Below are 20,779 nucleotides of genomic sequence, written 5' to 3' on the forward strand. Positions count from 1 at the left end.
CCTCAAATATCTTGTTTATTATAACTGGGAACGGCCACATCAGGGCATCAATGGTAAAAAACCTATCGATATGGTCACCCTAAACAACAAATAAAAATACCTAATTCTGTTACCGAATTACTAAACCCTTACAGCAATGACGTTATATTACAACGCTTTCCTCACCCTAAAAAACGGCAGATCTTCACCATACCAAAAAGCCTCTCCCCAGCGCTCAAAACCAGCTTTAAGTAAAACCTTTTGTGATGCAGCATTATTTGGATGGGTAACAGCACATATCTCCAGTAGGCCAACTTTATTTAAGCCATAATTAATCAAGGCTTTGGCAAGTTCTGTTGCAATGCCCTGTCCCCAATATTTCAAATGCAGGCGGTATCCAAGCTCAATTTTGTCGCCGTCAGATTCGCTTGGTTTTAGCATACATACACCTATAAACTCATTATCGCCCACATTAAATATACCCCAACGACCCAGGCCGGTTTTGTTCTTATAATCTTTAAGAGTATCCTTAAAAACCTGCTTGCTTTCGGCGGGTGTACGCTTTTTTACATATTGGGTAAGGCGTTCATCCTCGTCCATCAAAAGGGAAAGGTCTTCGTCAGCAGCAGTAAATTCGCGTATCAGCAGGCGGGGCGTTTGAATGATAATGTTCATGGTTTTCAAAAATATATTATTCCCCAATTATTGTAGAGATATTACAGTAATAAGTATGTCATTTATAAGAAAAGCCGGGCAAGAAAAGGTATGTGATTGGAATCGGAAGTTAAGACGGTCGGCCAAAACTGTTGTGCAACAGGTGAAACAGTAAAAAATATTATATATTTAATAATCAGTATATTATGAATTATCATAAAATAAAAAACGCAACAAAACCGCAACAGCGCGGCGAAATAGTATTGCCAGCGATGCGGAATCAAATTTTCCGCATCGCTAATTAGGCAACATATCCATATAATTTGCTTTTTTGTACATTTGCCGCATGGCATCTATTAAACCATCCGTACCTAAAGGAACCCGCGATTTTTCACCTGTTGAAATGGTGAAACGTAACTACATCTTCGATACTATTAAAAGCGTTTTCCGTAAATACGGCTACCAGCAGATAGAAACACCAACCATGGAAAACCTATCAACCCTAACTGGTAAATACGGTGATGAGGGAGATAAGCTGATATTTAAAGTGCTGAACAGTGGCGATTACCTGGCCAAGGTAAAACCCGAGAAACTGGCAACGCTTAACTCCAATGCCATAACGTTGGACATCTCAGAAAAAGCCCTGCGTTATGATCTCACCGTTCCATTTGCCCGCTACGTAGTAATGCATCAGAATGAGATTACGCTCCCGTTCAAGCGTTTCCAGGTGCAGCCGGTATGGCGTGCTGATAGGCCACAGCGGGGCCGTTACCGCGAATTTTACCAATGCGATGCCGACGTTGTTGGCTCCGATTCATTACTGAACGAAGCAGAGTTTGTACTGATATATGATGAGGCTTTAGGCAAATTGGGATTGAAGGATTTTACCATCAAGATCAATAACCGCAAAATCCTGTCGGGCATAGCCCAGATCATTGATAAGGCCGATAATATCATTGACCTGACCGTTGCCATTGATAAGCTGGATAAAATAGGCCTGGATGGCGTTATCAAAGAACTCATGGAACGTGGCTTTACCGAAGCCGATATAGAGAAAATAAAACCGGTCATTTTACTGGAAGGTACCAATAGCGAGAAACTGCAAAGCCTGCGTGTGGCATTGGCCAGCTCAGAAACCGGGCTGAAAGGATGCGATGAGATAGAAACTGTTTTTAAATACATCGAAAGCTGCCCGCTGCAAACGGCAAAGCTTGAACTGGATATAACCCTTGCCCGCGGACTTAACTATTACACAGGCGCCATATTTGAGGTGAAAACTAACGAGGCAGCCATGGGCAGCATCGGCGGTGGCGGTCGTTATGATGATCTTACAGGTATGTTTGGTTTAAAAGGCCTTACCGGGGTTGGCATTTCCTTTGGAGCAGACAGGATCTATGATGTATTGGAAGAGTTGAACCTTTTCCCATCGGCAGCCAACCAAAGCACACAGGTGCTTATCTGTAACTTTGATAAGGAAGGCGAAACTTACGCTTTGCCTTTATTACAGCAGCTCCGACGCCAAAATGTAAATACCGAACTTTACCCGGCAGGTGCCAAGATCAAAAAGCAACTGGATTATGCTAATAACAAAAACATCCCCTATACGGTTGTAATTGGCGGTGATGAAATGCAAAGCGGCCTTTTAACATTTAAAGATATGGCCAGTGGTGTACAGGAAAAACTGACTGCGGATGAGATTGTGAAAAGGATGGCAGCGAAATAATGATGTGTTCCCCATAGCGATGGGTTTAAAACCATAGGTGTTCGGAAGATTTATTAACGTTTTTTTAATTCCCTCCCTTGGGAGGGGTGCGGCTGAAATGTGTGCAATGGCAGGGAGGGGTTTCGCCGACATTTCCTCTGAAAAGGTACTTGAACGCCTGATTTAACCCCTACCTCCTCCTTCCCCGAGGAAGGAATCGCACATTGCCCCTGCCTTTTTATTTCTTTCGAACACCGATGGGTTTCAAACCCATCGCTCTCCGGAGGAACGAAATGTTCCAATATTAGATTAATATATTTTACAAATAAGAAAATAAAACTTATCGTAGTGAAAGTTGTTGACTATAAAAACAATATAAATCATCACTATGAAAAAGTTAAGTTTAATAACGATGCTGGCGATTGCAGCCTTATCGTTCCAATCATGCGGGGGAGCTAAAGACAGCAAAGAAGCTGCTGATAGTACAAACGCAAGTAAAGACTCTTCAACAATGGCAGTGAAAGATACCGCCGGTGTTACCGGGGCTCATGGTATAGCTGTTGACGAAAATGATGCCAAATTTGCTACCGCTGCAGCAAACGGTGGTATGGCCGAAGTAGCTGTTGGGCAGTTAGCCGGCGAAAAAGCTATGAACGCCAAGGTAAAGGCATTTGCCGCAATGATGGTAACCGATCACAGCAAAGTAAATGAAGAGTTAATGGCTATTGCCAAAGCTAAAAACATCACATTACCTTCTGCCCCTGATGAAGATCATCAAAAAATGAAAGCCGATCTGGCAGCAAAACCAGGTGCCGATTTTGATAAGGCGTATGTAGATGCCATGATTGATGGCCATAAGAAAACAATTTCTTTGTTTGAAGATGCTGCCAAAAATTGCAAGGATGCCGACCTGAAAGCTTTTGCAGAAAAAACCTTGCCTACTATTAAAGGTCACCTGACCGAAATTGAAGGTATTAAAAAAGGGATGAAATAATTTCTGATATATAAGTAATGGGAGGGAGGTGATTTTCACCTCCTTTCTTTTTTTATACCTATTTTAGGGCTGATTAATAAGTCGGCCCCTATGAAAAAAAGCTACTACTTCTTCTTATTCCTCCTTTCATTTTCCTGTTTTACCGCAAAAGCGCAAAAGGCAGATGATATTGAAACCAAAACCAAAGGTTTTACCAAATACTCAGGCTACTTTAACTTTTACTGGGATGATAAGACAGGGAAAGTATTTTTGGAAATAGATAAGTTGAACCAGGAGTTTCTTTATGTGAACTCTTTACCTGCGGGTGTAGGTTCAAACGACCTGGGACTTGATCGGGGGCAAATTGGTAACAGCCGGATTGTTAAGTTTGTAAAAAGTGGTCCTAAGGTGTTGTTGATCCAGCCCAATTACAGCTACCGGGCTATAAGCGATAATGTTGATGAACGTAAATCCGTTGCTGAAGCCTTTGCGCAATCAGCTATATGGGGCTTTACCGCCCTTGCCCAGGATGGCGATAAAGTACTGGTTGATTTTACTCCTTTTTTGCTGCGCGACAGCCATAAAATTACTGATAGGTTAAATGATAATAACCAAGGCAGCTTTAGCTTTGATGAAAGCCGCTCGGCGGTGTACTTGCCCAATACCAAAAGTTTTCCTGATAATTCGGAGTTTGAAGCCACCATTACATTGGCAGGTAAAGCTAAAGGAGCCGAAATTAGTTCGGTGTCGCCCGATCCTAATGCTGTTACGGTGAGGATGCATCAGTCATTTATAAAACTGCCCGATGATAATTATAAACAGCGTAAGTTCGATCCGCGCTCGGGTTATTATGATGTGGAGTATATGGATTATGCTACACCGATAGATCAGCCCATCATGAAACGTTTACTGACAAGGCATCGCCTCCAAAAAAAGGACCCTGCGGCAGCCATCAGTGAACCGGTAAAGCCCATCATATATTATGTTGATCGTGGAGCGCCCGAGCCTGTGCGCAATGCCTTAATAGAAGGGGCCGGTTGGTGGAATCAGGCTTTCGAAGCCGCGGGTTATAAAAACGCGTTCCAGGTGAAGTTGCTGCCAGAGGACGCCGATCCGATGGATATCCGATACAATATTATTCAATGGATTCACCGCTCAACCAGGGGATGGTCATACGGCGAGGGGATTAGTGATCCACGTACCGGCGAAATCATTAAGGGGCAGGTATCACTCGGTTCGTTGCGCGATAGGCAGGATTTTTTAATAGCCGAAGGATTGGTGCAACCGTATGAAGATGGTAAACCAGTAAGTGATAAAATGATGAAACTGGCCCTTGCCCGGTTGCGGCAACTGGCCGCGCATGAGGTTGGGCATACACTGGGCTTACAGCATAATTTTACAGCCAGTGTAAATGGCAGGGCATCTGTAATGGATTACCCGCCGCCCGTGATCAGTTTGAATACTGACGGCACCATTGATCTGAGCAAAGCTTACCGCACAGAAATTGGAGAATACGATAAACGCGCTATTCTTTATGGCTACCAGGATTTCCAGGCAGGCACCAATGAGGATGAGGCCTTAAAGGGTATTGTTACTCAAACTATTAAACAAGGCTTCTTATTTATCTCCGATGATGACGCCCGCCCTGCCGGCAGCGCCCATCCCCAGGCGCATCTTTGGGATAGTGGTACTAATGCTGCTGATGAATTGAATAGGCTGATGGTGCTTCGGAAGCATGTATTAGATAATTTTTCTGAAAAAGCCATTCGCCAGGATGCGCCAATGGCCACGCTTGAAGAGGTATTGGTGCCTATGTATTTGATACACCGTTTCCAGGCCGAAGCTGCTTCAAAAATGCTGGGCGGTTTGTATTATACCTTCGCTTTAAAAAACGATGGACAAACCATTACTAAGTTTGTTCCCCCTGCCGAGCAATGGAAAGCGTTTGATGCATTAATGGGAACCATAGCTCCCAATGCACTTGCACTACCTGAAAAGTTGATAGAAAAAATACCACCGAGACCAATAGGGTATCCACGTACAAGGGAAACCTTTAAATCGCACACAGGGCTAACGTTTGATCCTATGGCTGCTGCAGAATCTGCCGCTGGCGCAACGCTCTCTTTTATGCTGCAACCAGAGCGGGCGGCAAGGCTGATTGAATACCAATCGCGGGATAATACCCAGCCGGGCTTATTACCGGTACTGAATAAATTAGTGGCCCAAACCTGGAAAGCCCCACAGGCGGCAGGCTATAAAGGCGAATTGCAGCGACTGGTAAATAACTTAACCCTTAAACAGATCCTGACTCTTGCTGCTACCACCAGTGCCCCGGAGAACGTGCGCGGCATTGCCCTGCTGCAAATTGATGAGTTGAAGAAATGGATGCAAACTGCTGTAAACACCGCTACTGATCTCCGAAAAGCAAATTTGTTGTTCGGATTGTCGCAGATCAGTCAGTTTGAAAAAAATCCGGATAAGTTTCAACCGGCAGCAGTGTTGAACATGCCCGATGGCTCGCCTATCGGTATGGATTAACGGATATGGGCATTTATTACCGACGAAGCCTGAAATTACACCGATGAAGGCTGTGTATTGAACGATGAATATATAATTGATTGATTGTTAGTGTGTTTATGAGTGTTTGCCGAGTGGAATAGGCTTTTGGTCTATAATAATATAACGATGGTCTATTGCATTTTTTTGATGCCGAAAGATGTTGTTGATTTGAATATTGAAACTAAAAACAAAATTCAAAAACGATATTTAAAATCAAAAGATCATGAAAAATTCAATCAAATTATCAGCATTATTCTTTCTATTAAGCGCCGGCATTTTTGCCACAACAGCAGCAAGTGCTAAAAACCATACCCCCAAAACTAATGATGTTATCACCGTATCAGCCATGAAGAAAAATCTTGGGGTAGCGGTTAATATTATCAAAGCCGATGAAGGAAAATCAGTTGTAAGGATTTACGATAAAGAAAACCACATATTACTAAAAGACTTTTTGCCTAATAAAGCCGAAGCTTCAAAAGGTTATATTTTAACCAGCCTGGAAAATGGTGATTATACCTTTGAAGTGACTTCAAACAAGGAAGTAGTTACAAAAACAGTTCACGTTTATGATGAAGACCAAAAGAAAACATTTTTCTTTGTTGACTAATCCGGAGTGTTATAAAACAAAAAAATCCCGCCATGAGCGGGATTTTTTTGTTTTATATAAGGGATATTAATCCCAAAGGTTTGTTGGATAAGTGCCATTGGCAACTAATTCCGAAATACACTTTTGTACAATAGGTTTATCTTCTTTATAAGTTACACCAAACCATTTTGCGCCGGTAGGGATAACTTTAAATGATGCAGTACCTGCTTTGATCAGCTCATCAGCAACTAAAGGGATAAAGAACTCCGATTTTGGGTTATTCTCGTTAGCTGCAACAAATGTCCTGAACATTTCTTCGCTTTGCTTAAAAATAGCGGGGGTAAAGCCCCAGAAATTCATAGATACACGGGTTTCATTTGGTAATGGATGTTCGCCGGTGGCATCTTTATAGGCAACGCTGCCATCTTCTTTAAAATAAACCTCGGTGCGCTCGTTAATTGCTACCATATTGCCCTCTTCAACCTGGCAAACTCCACGTGATACGGAGCCGTAATCAGAAAGCGTTCTGTCTATCTGGTAGCCTATTATAGAGTAAGTATCATCGGAAACTTCAGTAGTTAAAAATTTTGCCATTTTTTCAAACGAATCGTAACCATAAAAATCATCGGCGTTAATTACACAAAAAGGCTCATTGATTTGGTTGCGGGCGGCAAGTACAGCATGTGCGGTACCCCATGGTTTTGCGCGTTCAATAGTTTTATCAATGCCAAAAGGTTTCAGGTCGAAGCTTTGAAAAACGTAATCTGTTTCTATACGGCCTTTTAATTTGGGTTCAAATATCGCTTTAAAATTATCTGCAAATTCTTCACGTATAATAAAGCTTACTTTGCCAAAACCGGCTTTTATAGCATCATATATAGAATAATCGATAATAGTCTCTCCGTTGGGGCCAAAGCCGTCAACCTGTTTCATGCTTCCGTAGCGGCTGGCCATACCGGCAGCCAAAATAAGTAGTGTGGGTTTCATAGAGTGTCTGTGGGGTATTTGTTAAGCTAATTTTTTAATTGTGTATTAAGGAAGGGTTTAAGGTCGAAAATGTTTTAATGAATAGATTATTTGATGTATCTGAAATCCTGTCCGGCTTTGATATTTAACAAAACTTCGTATATCAAACGGATAACATTATCAACATCCTCTTTGTGAATCATCTCCACAGTGGTATGCATATAACGTAGAGGTAAAGATATCAGCGCAGATGGTACGCCATCATTTGAGTAAGCAAATGCGTCAGTATCGGTACCGGTTGATCGTGATGAGGCCTGGCGCTGAAAAGGTATTCCTGCCTTTTGGGCAGTTTCAATTAGCAGTTTATTCAGGTTGTTTTGTACCGCAGGGGCATAAGATACAACCGGGCCACGGCCGCAAGCCAGATCGCCCTGGGTAATCTTATTGATCATTGGGGTTTGGGTATCATGCGTAACATCGGTAACAATAGCTACATTGGGTTTTATTTTATGAGCTATCATTTCTGCGCCACGTAAGCCAATCTCTTCCTGTACGGCGTTTACAATATATAAGCCAAACGGCAGTTTTATGTTGTTCTCTTTTAATAGGCGGGCAACCTCGGCAATCATGAAACCACCTGCGCGGTTATCCAGCGCGCGGCCAACATAATAACGATCATTCAGGATCATAAACTCATCCTCGTAGGTAATTACGCAACCAACATGGATGCCTAATTTTTCTACCTCATCTTTAGATGTACAGCCACAATCTAAAAAGATATTTTTAAGGGTTGGAGCTTCCTCTTTTTCGCCGCCAGAACGGGTATGGATAGCAGGCCAGCCAAATACTGCTTTTACAATGCCATTATCGGTATGGATATTTACCCTTTTTGATGGGGCTATTTGGTGATCAGAGCCACCGTTGCGAATAACGTATATTAAACCATCGCTGGTGATGTAGTTAACAAACCATGATATTTCATCGGCATGTGCCTCAATCACTATCTTATAATCTGCTTTTGGATTAATTATCCCAACTGCTGTACCATAATTGTCTACATAATGGTCATCAATATAGGGTTTTAGATATTCGAGCCACAATTCCTGGCCTTTCCATTCAAAGCCGGTAGGAGAGGGATTATTAATGTATTTCTCGAAAAATGGTAGCGAAGTTTCGTTTACTATAGAAATATGCGAAGCGGAATCAGATTTTTTTTTAGCCATGTTATTTTTAGTAACCCTACAATATGCAATAAGCAAATATAATAAAGCCGTTGATAAAGCCTTAAAATAACTTGCCATAATGGGAATAAATGTGTGTTTTTATTATAAATTTAATACTTCAATATCCTGAATTGGTGTTTTTTTTAATTATTGAGTGTTTTAAACCATTTGATTAATTATTTGTCATTAACTGTGTACTTTACAGTAATCTGTAAAGTCGGGTTATTTATAATATTTTTGTTCTTTGCTACTTTAATTTACTACATCGTGAAACGATTTGCGCCTTTTTTTATTTTGATAATTGCCTTTTTAACGTCATGCAATGTTGCTCAGTACGTTACTGTGCCGGTTAATTACGGCCCTAAAATGGGTTTCAGACACGATAGCACTACCATTGTAGTTATAAACAGGTATAAGCCCGATAGCATAAAGATAAGAGATCAGCGAAGGTTAACTGTTTTGAAAAAAATGGCCGTTACCTCTCTCCAGACCGCTGCTACACAGTTAAAATATTTACGCGGGGTACGTATCATCAATATTGTCGATTCTTTAAATTACGCCGTAAATACCGACTCTGTTAAATTCCTGGCATCAAAGTATGGTGCCCACTATGTTTTAGCGCTAAATGATATAACCGCGGGTATATATGCCGAGAATAGTTATTACAATGGTAATGTAAGTACTTATTATACAACCAAAGTTAAAACGATTCTTAACTTGTATGAAAACAACGGTCTTTATTCCAAAAGACTTTCAGGAATGGCCGAAGTGCCTCAGGATGAAGTGTATTCGGGCGGCTTTGCGGCATTATTTTATCGCCCCTCTTACAGGAGTAGTATTCCCACTTTAACAATAGCTACCCAAAATGCAACCCTGGATGCGTTAAAGGATTATTTGCCCTTCTCTATTTCAAACGAGCGACCGCTATACACAGATGGTGAAGCACTACAATCATCAGCAGCGCTGATAAAAGCGGGGAAATTTGATTTGGCTTTCAAGATCCTAAATCCCTTAATTGATGGTGCCGATGTAAAGCTGGCAAGTAAGGCAGCTTACAACCTGGCTGTAGTTTACGAAGCGCAGGGTGATATTGAGGAGGCATTGAAAACTGCTAAGCTATCAAACGACAAGCGCCGGAGCGAAATGGCCCAGGCCCTGATTGCCGATTTGATGAAGGAGTAGGTTTAAATGTGCAGATTTTTAATGTGCAGATTACAGATGTGCAGATTTTTTTTCTGAACCTGAATTTTAAGAATTTAGGAATGGGCAGAATATAAACGGCATTCTGTTAATTCATTAATTCGGTAAATTCTGATTCAGACATCATCTGACATCTGCACATCTAAATACCCTTCTCCAATATTTCGTAATGAAAGCCATTTTTAGCAAATAGAATACCGGTCTGTTTAAAGCCAGCCTTTAAGTAGAAACCGATGGCTGATAAACGGGCATTGCACCATAAACGTTTGCAGCCATTTGTAACTGCAAAATCTGTAATGTGATTTAGCAACTGTTTGCCAATGCCCATGCCTTGTACCGATTCATCAATCCCAAATTTTCGGAACTGGAAATCATCACCCTTTTGAAACAAGGATACCACCCCTACAATGGCATTATCCTTAAAAGCCGCAAAGTGCAGCCCTTCATTATCCTCGTCCATTTCCATTTCATATAGTTTTTGGGCAGGATATAAAACCTTTTGCCGTAATCGCCAGGTAAGCTCCGGGCGGATCTGCTCAATCGATATTTCGGATTTCGGATGTGGGATTTCGGAATTGGTCATTTTAAATGTAAGATTTCTGATTTTATGACGGCGGGCTATTTTTTAAATTATGCAATTCAAGATTTAAAATAAATCCTAAATCGAAATTCCCAATTCCGAAATCACAAAGGCATATTCCCATGCTTTTTTTTCGGGTTGTTTACTACTTTATTTTCCAGCATTCTAAAGGCCTGGATGAGTTTAATGCGCGTTTCTGCGGGTTCAATTACCTCGTCGATGAAACCACGCTCCGCGGCACGGTAGGGGTTGGCAAAGGTATCGGAATAGAGTTGCTCCATTTTCTTCCATTTGGCTTCCTTATCTGCTGCGGTTGTAATCTCCCTTTTAAAAATGATCTCGGCTGCGCCTTTGGCACCCATTACAGCAATCTCCGCAGATGGCCATGCGTAATTCATATCGGCGCCAATATGTTTGGAGTTCATCACATCATAGGCCCCGCCGTAGGCCTTACGGGTTATCACCGTAATACGCGGAACGGTAGCCTCGCAAAAAGCATACAGCAATTTGGCACCGTTGGTGATAATTGCATTCCATTCCTGATCCGTACCGGGTAAAAAGCCTGGAACATCTTCGAAAACCAGTAACGGAATGTTGAAACTATCGCAAAAACGCACAAAGCGCGCTGCTTTGGTTGAACTGTTGATATCTAAAACGCCAGCCAAAAACGCTGGTTGATTAGCTACAATACCAATGCTGCGGCCTGCAAGGCGGGCAAAGCCTACAACAATGTTTTCTGCAAAATCCTTATGGATCTCTAAAAAAGATCCGGTATCTATAACATGGTCAATAATCTCGCGGATATCATAGGGGGTAGATGCAATCTGCGGCAAAAGGGTGTTCAGCTCCGATCGATATTCGTTTCCTATATCATAAGGCAAGGCCGGAGCCCTATCCTCACAATTTTGCGGCATGTAGCTTAGTAGTTTTTTTATGTTTTGAATAGCCTCAATTTCATTGGTACACGCAAAATGTGTTACGCCCGATTTGGTGGCATGAGTTGTAGCGCCGCCGAGTTCTTCAGACGTCACCACTTCGTGGGTAACCGTTTTTACAACGTTAGGCCCGGTCACAAACATGTAGGATGTGTTTTCCACCATCAAAATAAAATCAGTGATGGCAGGTGAGTAAACCGCCCCACCGGCGCAGGGACCCATGATGGCCGAAATTTGCGGAACAACGCCAGATGCCATGGTGTTTTTATAGAATATGTCGGCATAGCCGCCTAAGGATACCACGCCTTCCTGTATGCGTGCGCCGCCTGAGTCGTTTAGCCCGATAACGGGGGCACCGTTTTTGATAGCGAGATCCATAATCTTGCAAATCTTTTCGGCATGAGTTTCAGATAAGGATCCTCCAAAAACGGTAAAATCCTGGGAAAATACGTAAACCAACCTGCCATTTATGGTGCCATAACCGGTTACAACGCCATCGCCCGGATATTTTTCTTTCTCCATTCCAAAATCGGTAGAGCGATGCGCTACCAGCATTCCGATCTCCTGGAAGGAGCCTTCATCCATTAAAAAATGCAGGCGTTCCCGCGCTGTTAATTTCCCTTTTTTATGCTGACTTTCAATACGTACTGTGCCGCCGCCTTCAAATGCCTTCTGGCGTTTTTCCCTTAATAATCCAAGCTTTTTATCCACAATTCAGGTTGTTTGTAACATGATAAAAATAGTAATTAAATTGTAAGATAAGGGTAAATCTGCTGTACATGCTTTTAACAACCCCATTTTTACCTATATTTGTAATAATGAAGATCAGGAATTTTAAAATACTGGTAGCAATAATGTTTTTGGGTGTCTTTGTCATAAAGATGGCCATATCTCTTGCTCCTGCATTTTTATATCTTGACAATAAAACTGTAAGCGCAGTTATCCTGCAACTGGAGCAGGAATCAAAGGCCGAAAAGGACACACCTGATAAGGATACTTTTAAAGAAAAAAAGGTTTTTGATGAATATGATTTGCACGCAATTGATTTTATCACCTTTGTGGTAGAAACCAATGTGCTGCATAATCAGGAACATTCGCTCTACAAGCAGGTTTACCATCCTATAGTACCTACCCCGCCTCCCAACGTTTAAATGATTTAACCGGATATTCCTTATCCGGAAGCAACGCTTTATAATTCATTTAAATTTTCATTCAAACATTCATTCTCATGCAAATTAAGCAAGGTGGGTTTGCCGTTGGCAATCTTAACCTAAAAAAGTACTTTTTACCCAAAAATCTAAAAAGAGATCTTCCGGCAAGTCTTGTAGTTTTCCTGGTAGCCTTACCACTATGTCTTGGTATAGCGCTGGCATCTGGCGCACCACTGTTTGCGGGTGTACTTACAGGTATTATTGGTGGTATAGTTGTTGGTTCATTAAGCGGCTCGCAGTTGAGCGTTGCTGGTCCGGCGGCAGGTTTAACGGTTATTGTATTAAATGCCATTACCAGCCTCGGTTCCTATGAAACATTTTTACTTGCCCTGGTACTGGCTGGTGCTTTCCAGATTTTGCTTGGTGTTTTAAAAGCAGGTACCATTGCCAATTATTTTCCATCATCGGTAATTGAGGGAATGCTGGCGGCTATTGGAATTATCCTCATCATGAAGCAATTTCCGCATGCGGTGGGTTACGATGCTAATTTTGAAGGGGATGAAAGCTTTAGCCAGGCAGATGAACATAACAGTTTCTCCGGGATACTTGGCGCCTTCGCTAAAATAAACTACGGCGCGGTAATAATCAGCGTGGTTTCATTGGCATTCATGATCTACTGGCCTAAATTTAAAAAGCTGGCAATGATACCCGCTCCATTATTAGTGGTGCTTGCTGGTATTGGTTTAAGCACAGTGTTTGCGGGTACCGATTTAGCGTTGCTGGATAAGCAGTTTGTGCGTATACCCATTGTGAATAGCAGCAGTGAATTTTTTGCTTTATTTAAAACAGCCGATTTTAGTGGAATTGGTAATAAACAGGTTTGGATAACCGCTTTTACCATTGCTATTGTGGCCAGCCTGGAAACGCTGTTGAGCCTGGAGGCCGTTGATAAAATTGACCCCATAAAGCGAATTTCGCCTACCAATCGTGAATTGGTTGCACAGGGAATAGGTAATATTACCAGTGGACTATTGGGTGGCTTACCCATGACTGCCGTTATTGTACGTTCATCGGCTAACGTAAATTCCGGTGCCCGTACCAAGATGAGCACGGTGGTTCATGGCTCGTTGCTACTGGTGTCGCTACTGTTTATACCTGTACTTATCAACCTGATACCACTATCATGCCTGGCAGCTATCCTGCTCATGACCGGCTATAAACTGGCCCGCATATCGCTATTTAAGCATATGTGGCATTTAGGTTTAAGCCAGTTCATTCCTTTTGTGGTAACTATAGCGGCAGTTGTGTTAACAGACCTGCTTATTGGCGTTGGTATTGGTATGTTGGTTGGGATCTTTTATATCCTGCGCACCAATTTACGCAACCCCTATTTTTACCAGATCTCCAAAAATGGCGATAAAAAGGTGATTAACATAAAGCTTGCCGAAGAGGTTTCCTTTTTGAATAAAGCAGCGATACAGATCACTTTAACAAGTTTACCAAGTGGTACAGATGTGATCATTGATGGCTCCAACTCGCGCTATATTGACCCGGATGTGCTGGAGATCATCCATAATTATAAGCACAACGCCTATACCAAAGGCATAATTGTGCAATTACTTGATATAAAGGATAAGTACGACGTACCTCCTTTAAAAGAATTAATGTATAACCCTAACTAAGAAAAAATCATGGCACTTATAGAAAATAAAAAAAACGAGAAACCGGTAATTGATACCACCAATCTAAAACTGGCCCAGTCTGATAGCTATAACGCGTTATTACGCGGAAACAATGAGTGGGTGGAGAGAAAGCTAAAAGAAGATGGCGACTTTTTTAAAAACCTGGCAAAAGGCCAGCACCCGCAGGTATTGTGGATAGGCTGTTCAGATAGCAGGGTACCTGCAAACGAGGTTACCGGTACCAAGGCAGGCGAGGTATTTGTACACCGTAATATTGCCAACGTATGTGTACACTCGGATATGAATATGCTGAGCGTATTGGATTATGCGGTAAACGTGCTTAAAGTAAAACATGTTATAGTAGCTGGTCATTATGGTTGCGGCGGTGTGGCAGCTGCCATGAGCAACAAGCAATTCGGTTTGATAGACAACTGGTTGCGCCATATTAAAGATGTGTACCGCTTGCATAGTCATGAACTTGACCGCATTACCGACGAGACTCAAAGGCAGAATCGCCTTGTAGAGCTTAACGTGAGCGAACAGGTTTATAACCTATGTAAAACATCCATCATCCAAAATGCCTGGATGGAACGTAATGATCTGGAAGTACACGGCTGGGTGATTGATTTGGGTACTGGCTTGGTGAAAGACATCAAGGTAAGCAGTAGCAGTCCGCATAATTTAGGTTATGTGTATGAGCTGGATAGCATCGAAGCTGTGGCTTCGCATTAAAAATAATAATATAATAATTTCTCTGTGCCGAAGGGGCACAGGGAGGTTTTTTTTAGTTTGCCCCGGTTCATGCAAATGGCCGGGGTTTTTTGTTTACAGGAGGTTAACGATAGCGTAAGCAATAACTATAAATTTTTATCCTATTTTTATGCGTTGTTAATAAACAGCATTTACTATGCTAAGGCAATCAAAAGAAGAACGCACCCTTAAACAAAATTTATTGCTGGCTTCGTCAACGGCTTTTGTATCGGGCGTTACCAATGTTGCGGGGATGGTTGCTTTTTTAGCTTTTACCTCCAATATTACAGGGCATGTGGCCAACCTTGCCAAACATATTGTGGAGCAGAATTTCAGGGAGATTGTGGTATTTGTAATCTGGTTGCTGCTTTTCTTTGCAGGAGCTTTCTTGTCCAATTTTATAGTACGCTCGCTGGAGCATAAAAGCCGTTACCGGGCACATTCCACGCCAATCATCATCGAAATTATATTGCTATTATTTGTTGCCGTGTATGGTCATAACTTTTATAAAGAAACAGATCTTGAACGCGAGATTGTTATAGGAGTTATTATTTTTTCGATGGGTTTGCAAAATAGCCTGGTATCAACCATATCCGGCGGGTTGATCAAATCGACCCATTTAACAGGTTTGTTTACTGATTTGGGTGGTGATGTTTCCGAATGGCTACATCCCAATGTCGAAAAAACAACTGTCATTCGCAATAAAATAATTGTTCGGGTTACGGTGCTCTCCTTTTATTTTATTGGGGCAATATTGGGTGGCTTTCTTTTTAATTTGTATGAGTTTGCTATTTTTTATTTCATACCATTAATTTTGCTTACTATATTGTATTACGATCTTTCGCCCGTTGCGCTGCACAAAATAACCCGTTTATTTTGGACGGAAAAAAGGTGATAGGCTTAAAAAAAATCTAACTATAAAACTATAAACTATGTGTGCCAAAAAAATTTTCCATGATACCAGCCATATCACTTACGAAAGCTTGTTAGATGGCAATAAGCAATTTATTGAAGATGCTTTAGCCGAAGACCCTGAGTATTTTTTGAAACTTGCCAACGGGCAAACGCCACCAGTACTTTGGATTGGTTGTGCCGATAGCCGCGTGCCGGCCAACCAGATCACCAATACCTCTCCGGGCGAGATTTTTGTGCACCGTAACATTGCCAATATGGTTATCCATTCGGATATGAATATGTTATCGGTACTGGATTATGCTGTAAATGTATTAAAGGTAAAACACGTTATTGTAACCGGTCATTACGGTTGTGGTGGCGTAATAGCGGCAATGAGCAATAGTGAATTCGGCTTGATAGATAACTGGCTACGCCATATTAAAGATGTTTACCGTCTGCATGCTGACGAACTTGACGCGATTGAAAACGATCAGGAACGCACTAACCGACTGGTAGAGTTGAATGTGATAGAAAACGTTTACAACCTATGCAAAACCTCCATTGTGCAAAATGCCTGGAAACACGGCCAGGAACTGGCAGTACATGGCTGGGTATACAGCATCAGCACCGGTATAATTAAGGATATGAAAGTGAGCACCAGCGACAATGCCAATTTGGGAGATGTGTTTAAGTTTAAATAGGGAATTAAGAATCAAGAATCAAGAGACAAGAATCAAGAATCAAGACGGGAGAAAAGCCGACAATAAATTATATAAAAAAAGCGCAGGGAATAAATTTCTCTGCGCTTTTTTTTGATCTATTCAAAAGTCTTAACTCTTGATTCTTGTCTCTTGACTCTATACTTATATTTCTTTAGCCAAGAACGGGTACCTGTAATCCTTTGGTGGATCAAAAGTTTCTTTGATGGTGCGTGGCGATACCCAGCGCAACAGGTTGATCATAGAACCAGCCTTGTCATTGGTGCCTGATCCTCTTGCGCCGCCAAATGGCTGCTGACCAACAACTGCTCCGGTTGGTTTGTCGTTGATGTAGAAGTTACCGGCTGCGTTGCGTAGCTGATAGGTTGCTTTGGCAATAGCATATCTGTCTTGCGATATGATAGAGCCTGTAAGGGCATAGATAGATGTTTTGTCTACAATGTTAAGCACCTCGTCAAATTGATCGTCCTCGTACACGTAAATGGTTAATACAGGGCCAAAAAGCTCTTCACACATGGTTACATAGTACGGATCCTCTACTTTTAACACGGTTGGTTCAACAAACCAGCCTTTTGTTTTATCATAGCTGCCACCGGCTACAATTTCGACACCTTCGTCTGTTTTGGCAGCATCAATGTATTTGGCCAGTTTATCAAATGAAACCTCGGTGATTACGGCATTGATGAAATTTTCAAAATCCTCAACCGGACCTATCTTGAACGAGGTGATATCGCGCTGCATGTTGGCTTTTACTGCAGGCCATAATGAGGCTGGCACATAAGCCCTGGAAGCAGCAGAACATTTTTGCCCCTGGTACTCAAACGCACCACGAACAAGGGCTGTACTTACCACATCGGCATTGGCGCTTGGGTGGGCAAGTACAAAATCTTTACCACCTGTTTCGCCCACAATGCGCGGGTAGGTTTTGTATTTATGAATGTTGGTGCCTATTGTTTGCCAGATGTTTTGGAACACCTTGGTTGATCCTGTAAAGTGGATACCTGCAAAATCCGGGTGGTTAAATATTACTTCGCCTGCAACGGGGCCGTCAACGTAGATCAGGTTGATCACGCCATCAGGTACGCCGGCTTCTATAAATACCTTCATGATCACATCGGCAGCGTAGATCTGCGTGTAAGCAGGTTTCCACACTACAACGTTACCCATCATGGCTGCAGAAGCAGGTAAATTACCCGCTATAGCTGTAAAGTTGAAGGGGGTTAAAGCAAATACAAAACCTTCCAGCGGGCGTTGCTCTACACGGTTCCAAACGCCTTTGCCAGATACAGGTGGCTGTTGCTTGTAAATCTCGGTCATGTATTCCACGTTAAAACGCAGAAAATCTATCAGCTCACAAGCCGAATCAATCTCGGCCTGGTAAGCGTTTTTGGACTGGCCAAGCATCGTTGCCGCGTTTATAGCAGCACGGTACGGACCTGCAAATAAATCAGCAGCTTTTAAAAATATAGCGGCACGCTGCTCCCATGGCAGGTTTTCCCAGTCGGCTTTAGCGGCAAGCGCTGCATCAATGGCAGCTGTTACGTGGCTGGCATCACCTTCACTGAAGGTGGCTAACAAATGTTTATGATCATGCGGTGGACGAATTTCCAGCTTTGTGCCGGTGCGTACTTCCTTGCCGCCAATGTACATGGGTATGTCTAACTGCTGCGCGCGGGCCTCGTCTAAAGCAGCTTTGAGTGCTACTCGTTCAAGACTTCGAGGGCCATAGTTTAAAACCGGCTCGTTTTGCGGAGCAGGAACATTAAAAAATCCTTTAAGCATAATGGGTCGTCAATTTATTGGCGCAAAGATAGGGATTTTGGAGAGGATGGCGGGTGAGGGGATTGTCAAATTGTTAACGTAAGAAATACAAACGCGATGAGAGTAGTAATATTTTTATTATTTAATGCTTTTATTATTAATATATTTATTGTGTGAAAGAAAAGGAAGAATTATTTTTTGAATTAAATATAAATGGAGATTCAATCACGATGATCCCATTAAAAATAATTAATTATAATTCGGAATTATCCTGGGATAACAATTGGATAAAAACTCAAATAATAATTAAAGTTGGCGGTTTTAAAGGAGATTACACAGGCGAATTTATGGTTAGTGATTTCCTTAGGTTTAGGGATGAGTTAAAAGTACTGTATACCAACTTAGATAGTTCGGCAAAATTTAGCGGTTATGAAGGTTATTTAGAAATTGACATTAAAGGAGATGGTACAGGGCATTTGAACGCGGCATGTGTAGCTGTTGAGCGGAGTGCTACTCTCTTTGGGTCTGAATTGAAGTTTGAATTAGCTTTTGATCAGACATATATTCCAGGTTTTATAAAGCAACTTGATGACATCGCAAATCGATTTCCCGTTATTAAATAATATGAATAAATAAATTTGTAGTTTAATAAATAAATTTATAGGTTTTTTTGAAGGCCTGATGCCTTATTTTGAACCCCACAACCCTGCTAAATTGAAAGGCTATGTCATGGCAAAGAACATGTATTTATATGCATTGTAATTGTTGAGGTATGATAGAATTTCCGAAAACATTGTTTCAGTCAATTTGGTGCAACCATTCTAAAAAGGACAAATCGATGAATATTTAGGGGATATGGAAATTGACAATATCTTAGAAATTGGGATTGACAATGTGGGTAGATTATATATAAAGCCCGAAAAGGAAAAGTTTAGTATGATTTACCGGTTGGCTAACGAGGTTCATTGGGATAATAATGGAAGTTTTCTATATTCACCTAAGCCCAGGGAATGGTCCTATTTTGATTGGTTTAAACATATGATACTTGTTATTAATATAGAGTGCGGCGTTACCTTAAACGTAAAGCCTGATACTATCTGGACTTCCATTCATGAACCCTTGAAAACAGAAATTTTAAATTTTGTAAGATAATTATTGGCCAACTTGGCATGTCCACCATAAAACCTATTCTCCGTATAGCATGACCATAGAAGATATTCAAGCCATTTGCCATCAACTGCCCGGCGTTACCGAAGATATTAAACTCGGCGAACATTTATGTTTTAATGTGGGTGGTAAAACCTTCCTGTTTACAGGCCCCGATTCGGTGCCCGCGACTGCATCTGTTAAAGTGACGGATGAGGATTTTGAAGAAACATTGCAGAAGGAATGTTTTTCGCCCCAGGCATATATTGGCCGGAATAAATGGGTGCATATAGCCGATATCAGCTGTTTGAGCATTCCTGATTGGGAATTTTACATCAAACAATCGTACCGGCTTATTGCCGAAAAGCTTCCGGCCAAAGTGCGGAAGGAAGTAGGGGTATAGTGTTGTATCAAGTGGTTAGTATCAAGTATCAAGATAGATCAACAGAATCAATAATGTGTGCTGACGTAACGCTGACATTCTGTTAATTTTTGAATTCGGTAAATATTCAGGTTCAGACAAATATCGCGTTAGGGACAGTCGCGGATACCGGCCGGAAGCGTAATGCCTGCAGGCGTATGAGCAGATGGCCCGGCCGCAGGCAACGCCCTAAATGGGGACAAAGGATAAAGAAACTTTTCGTCTCGCGTCATTGCGGTACGAAGCAATCTCTGCACAGGCAGGTCGATCAGGCAAGTTTTACACTATCATGTCCGCTCTGTATAGTTTGGAGATTGCTTCGTACCTTATAATGACATATTGGATTTTGAGGCGTGTGGGCCTGTCAGTCTGAGCCTGTCGAAGACTCGCGTGGAGAGGCCTTTACCCGCTATCCTTCGACAGGCTCAGGATGACAGCCATTTTTGTTACGTCATTTTCTCTTTCAGAGTCCACCGGATTTTCAAACTTATAATGACGCGTAGGAGAGGTTTGCCGCAGAGGTGGTTTTATAACAAAAAAAACACCATCCTATTACGAATGGTGTTTTTTATATCGAAGGTAATCTTGCCTATCAAACTTTGATTTCAACTTCAACTCCGCTTGGCAACTCAAGCTTCATCAGGGCATCTACAGTTTTTGAATTTGAGCTGTAAATGTCTAATAAGCGCTTGTATGAGCATAATTGAAATTGCTCACGTGCCTTTTTGTTTACGTGTGGTGAACGTAAAACAGTGAAAATTTTCTTTTCGGTTGGTAACGGAAGTGGTCCGCTAACTACAGCGCCTGTTGGCTTTACTGTTTTTACGATCTTCTCAGCAGATTTATCTACCAGGTTGTAATCGTAAGATTTTAATTTGATCCTGATTCTTTGGCTCAT

General features: G+C 41.8%; 20 protein-coding genes. 13 read left to right on the forward strand and 7 right to left on the reverse strand.

Annotation, left to right across the window (positions count from 1 at the left end; all coding sequences use genetic code 11):
- Nucleotides 1-147: 147 nt before the first annotated feature.
- Nucleotides 148-654: a GNAT family N-acetyltransferase gene (locus Q0R88_RS24150; protein ID WP_295720992.1), complete on the reverse strand. Its 507-nt coding sequence runs from the start codon at nucleotides 652-654 to the stop codon at nucleotides 148-150.
- A 325-nt stretch (nucleotides 655-979) separates the two neighbouring features.
- On the opposite strand from Q0R88_RS24150, the gene hisS reads away from it, so the two are divergent.
- The 4 genes from hisS (at nucleotide 980) to Q0R88_RS24170 (ending at nucleotide 6,474) form a co-directional block, all read left to right on the forward strand.
- Nucleotides 980-2,356: a histidine--tRNA ligase gene (hisS, locus tag Q0R88_RS24155; RefSeq protein WP_295720993.1), complete on the forward strand. Its 1,377-nt coding sequence runs from the start codon at nucleotides 980-982 to the stop codon at nucleotides 2,354-2,356.
- A gap of 367 nt (nucleotides 2,357-2,723) precedes the next feature.
- A complete protein-coding gene (locus Q0R88_RS24160; protein ID WP_295720994.1) occupies nucleotides 2,724-3,329 on the forward strand; it encodes a DUF4142 domain-containing protein in 606 nt (201 codons plus the stop codon).
- A gap of 90 nt (nucleotides 3,330-3,419) precedes the next feature.
- Nucleotides 3,420-5,846 (forward strand): zinc-dependent metalloprotease, encoded by a 2,427-nt coding sequence (locus Q0R88_RS24165; RefSeq protein WP_295720995.1) that lies wholly within the window; start codon nucleotides 3,420-3,422, stop codon nucleotides 5,844-5,846.
- A 244-nt stretch (nucleotides 5,847-6,090) separates the two neighbouring features.
- Entirely contained in the window at nucleotides 6,091-6,474 is a 384-nt protein-coding gene (locus tag Q0R88_RS24170) for a hypothetical protein (protein WP_295720996.1), read from the forward strand.
- A 66-nt stretch (nucleotides 6,475-6,540) separates the two neighbouring features.
- Here Q0R88_RS24170 and Q0R88_RS24175 read toward each other — a convergent pair whose 3' ends face one another.
- Nucleotides 6,541-7,440, reverse strand: coding sequence for a sugar phosphate nucleotidyltransferase (locus tag Q0R88_RS24175; RefSeq protein ID WP_295720997.1), 900 nt, complete (start codon nucleotides 7,438-7,440; stop codon nucleotides 6,541-6,543).
- Between the two features lie 86 nt (nucleotides 7,441-7,526).
- Complete coding sequence (locus tag Q0R88_RS24180; protein ID WP_295720998.1) at nucleotides 7,527-8,642, reverse strand: M42 family metallopeptidase; 1,116 nt, start codon at nucleotides 8,640-8,642, stop codon at nucleotides 7,527-7,529.
- Between the two features lie 267 nt (nucleotides 8,643-8,909).
- Here Q0R88_RS24180 and Q0R88_RS24185 point away from each other — a divergent pair, with 267 nt between their 5' ends.
- Nucleotides 8,910-9,824 carry a DUF6340 family protein gene (locus Q0R88_RS24185; RefSeq protein ID WP_295720999.1) on the forward strand — a complete coding sequence of 305 codons (915 nt, stop codon included), beginning with the start codon at nucleotides 8,910-8,912 and terminating at the stop codon, nucleotides 9,822-9,824.
- Nucleotides 9,825-9,984: 160 nt separating this feature from the next.
- Here the strand turns inward: Q0R88_RS24185 and Q0R88_RS24190 are convergent, their stop codons facing one another.
- On the reverse strand, nucleotides 9,985-10,425 hold the full coding sequence (locus Q0R88_RS24190) for a GNAT family N-acetyltransferase (protein ID WP_295721000.1): 441 nt from the start codon (nucleotides 10,423-10,425) through the stop codon (nucleotides 9,985-9,987).
- 101 nt (nucleotides 10,426-10,526) lie between these two features.
- Nucleotides 10,527-12,068 (reverse strand): acyl-CoA carboxylase subunit beta, encoded by a 1,542-nt coding sequence (locus tag Q0R88_RS24195; protein ID WP_295721001.1) that lies wholly within the window; start codon nucleotides 12,066-12,068, stop codon nucleotides 10,527-10,529.
- Between the two features lie 107 nt (nucleotides 12,069-12,175).
- Between Q0R88_RS24195 and Q0R88_RS24200 the strand changes: the two genes are divergently transcribed.
- The 5 genes from Q0R88_RS24200 to can all read left to right on the forward strand — a co-directional run bounded on the left by Q0R88_RS24200 (nucleotide 12,176) and on the right by can (nucleotide 16,535).
- Nucleotides 12,176-12,508, forward strand: a complete 333-nt coding sequence (locus Q0R88_RS24200) for a hypothetical protein (RefSeq protein ID WP_295721002.1) — start codon at nucleotides 12,176-12,178, stop codon at nucleotides 12,506-12,508.
- 77 nt (nucleotides 12,509-12,585) lie between these two features.
- Nucleotides 12,586-14,190, forward strand: a complete 1,605-nt coding sequence (locus Q0R88_RS24205; protein WP_295721003.1) for a SulP family inorganic anion transporter — start codon at nucleotides 12,586-12,588, stop codon at nucleotides 14,188-14,190.
- Between the two features lie 9 nt (nucleotides 14,191-14,199).
- Complete coding sequence (locus Q0R88_RS24210; RefSeq protein WP_295721004.1) at nucleotides 14,200-14,922, forward strand: carbonic anhydrase; 723 nt, start codon at nucleotides 14,200-14,202, stop codon at nucleotides 14,920-14,922.
- A gap of 175 nt (nucleotides 14,923-15,097) precedes the next feature.
- Nucleotides 15,098-15,835, forward strand: coding sequence for a YoaK family protein (locus Q0R88_RS24215; RefSeq protein WP_295721005.1), 738 nt, complete (start codon nucleotides 15,098-15,100; stop codon nucleotides 15,833-15,835).
- 37 nt (nucleotides 15,836-15,872) lie between these two features.
- On the forward strand, nucleotides 15,873-16,535 hold the full coding sequence (gene can / locus Q0R88_RS24220; RefSeq protein WP_295721006.1) for a carbonate dehydratase: 663 nt from the start codon (nucleotides 15,873-15,875) through the stop codon (nucleotides 16,533-16,535).
- Between the two features lie 162 nt (nucleotides 16,536-16,697).
- On the opposite strand, the gene pruA is transcribed toward can, so the two are convergent.
- Nucleotides 16,698-18,335 carry an L-glutamate gamma-semialdehyde dehydrogenase gene (pruA, locus tag Q0R88_RS24225; RefSeq protein WP_295721007.1) on the reverse strand — a complete coding sequence of 546 codons (1,638 nt, stop codon included), beginning with the start codon at nucleotides 18,333-18,335 and terminating at the stop codon, nucleotides 16,698-16,700.
- 152 nt (nucleotides 18,336-18,487) lie between these two features.
- Here pruA and Q0R88_RS24230 point away from each other — a divergent pair, with 152 nt between their 5' ends.
- The 3 genes from Q0R88_RS24230 (at nucleotide 18,488) to Q0R88_RS24235 (ending at nucleotide 19,863) form a co-directional block, all read left to right on the forward strand.
- The gene (locus tag Q0R88_RS24230; protein ID WP_295721008.1) at nucleotides 18,488-18,937 is read left to right on the forward strand and encodes a hypothetical protein; all 450 of its coding nucleotides are present in this window, start codon (nucleotides 18,488-18,490) and stop codon (nucleotides 18,935-18,937) included.
- Between the two features lie 232 nt (nucleotides 18,938-19,169).
- Entirely contained in the window at nucleotides 19,170-19,466 is a 297-nt protein-coding gene (locus Q0R88_RS27220) for a hypothetical protein (RefSeq protein WP_366087910.1), read from the forward strand.
- A 49-nt stretch (nucleotides 19,467-19,515) separates the two neighbouring features.
- Nucleotides 19,516-19,863, forward strand: coding sequence for an MmcQ/YjbR family DNA-binding protein (locus tag Q0R88_RS24235; protein ID WP_295721009.1), 348 nt, complete (start codon nucleotides 19,516-19,518; stop codon nucleotides 19,861-19,863).
- Between the two features lie 610 nt (nucleotides 19,864-20,473).
- Here the strand turns inward: Q0R88_RS24235 and rpsJ are convergent.
- A complete protein-coding gene (rpsJ, locus tag Q0R88_RS24240; RefSeq protein WP_022830652.1) occupies nucleotides 20,474-20,779 on the reverse strand; it encodes a 30S ribosomal protein S10 in 306 nt (101 codons plus the stop codon).

Source organism: Mucilaginibacter sp. (assembly GCF_025362475.1).
Classification (GTDB): Bacteria; Bacteroidota; Bacteroidia; order Sphingobacteriales; family Sphingobacteriaceae; genus Mucilaginibacter.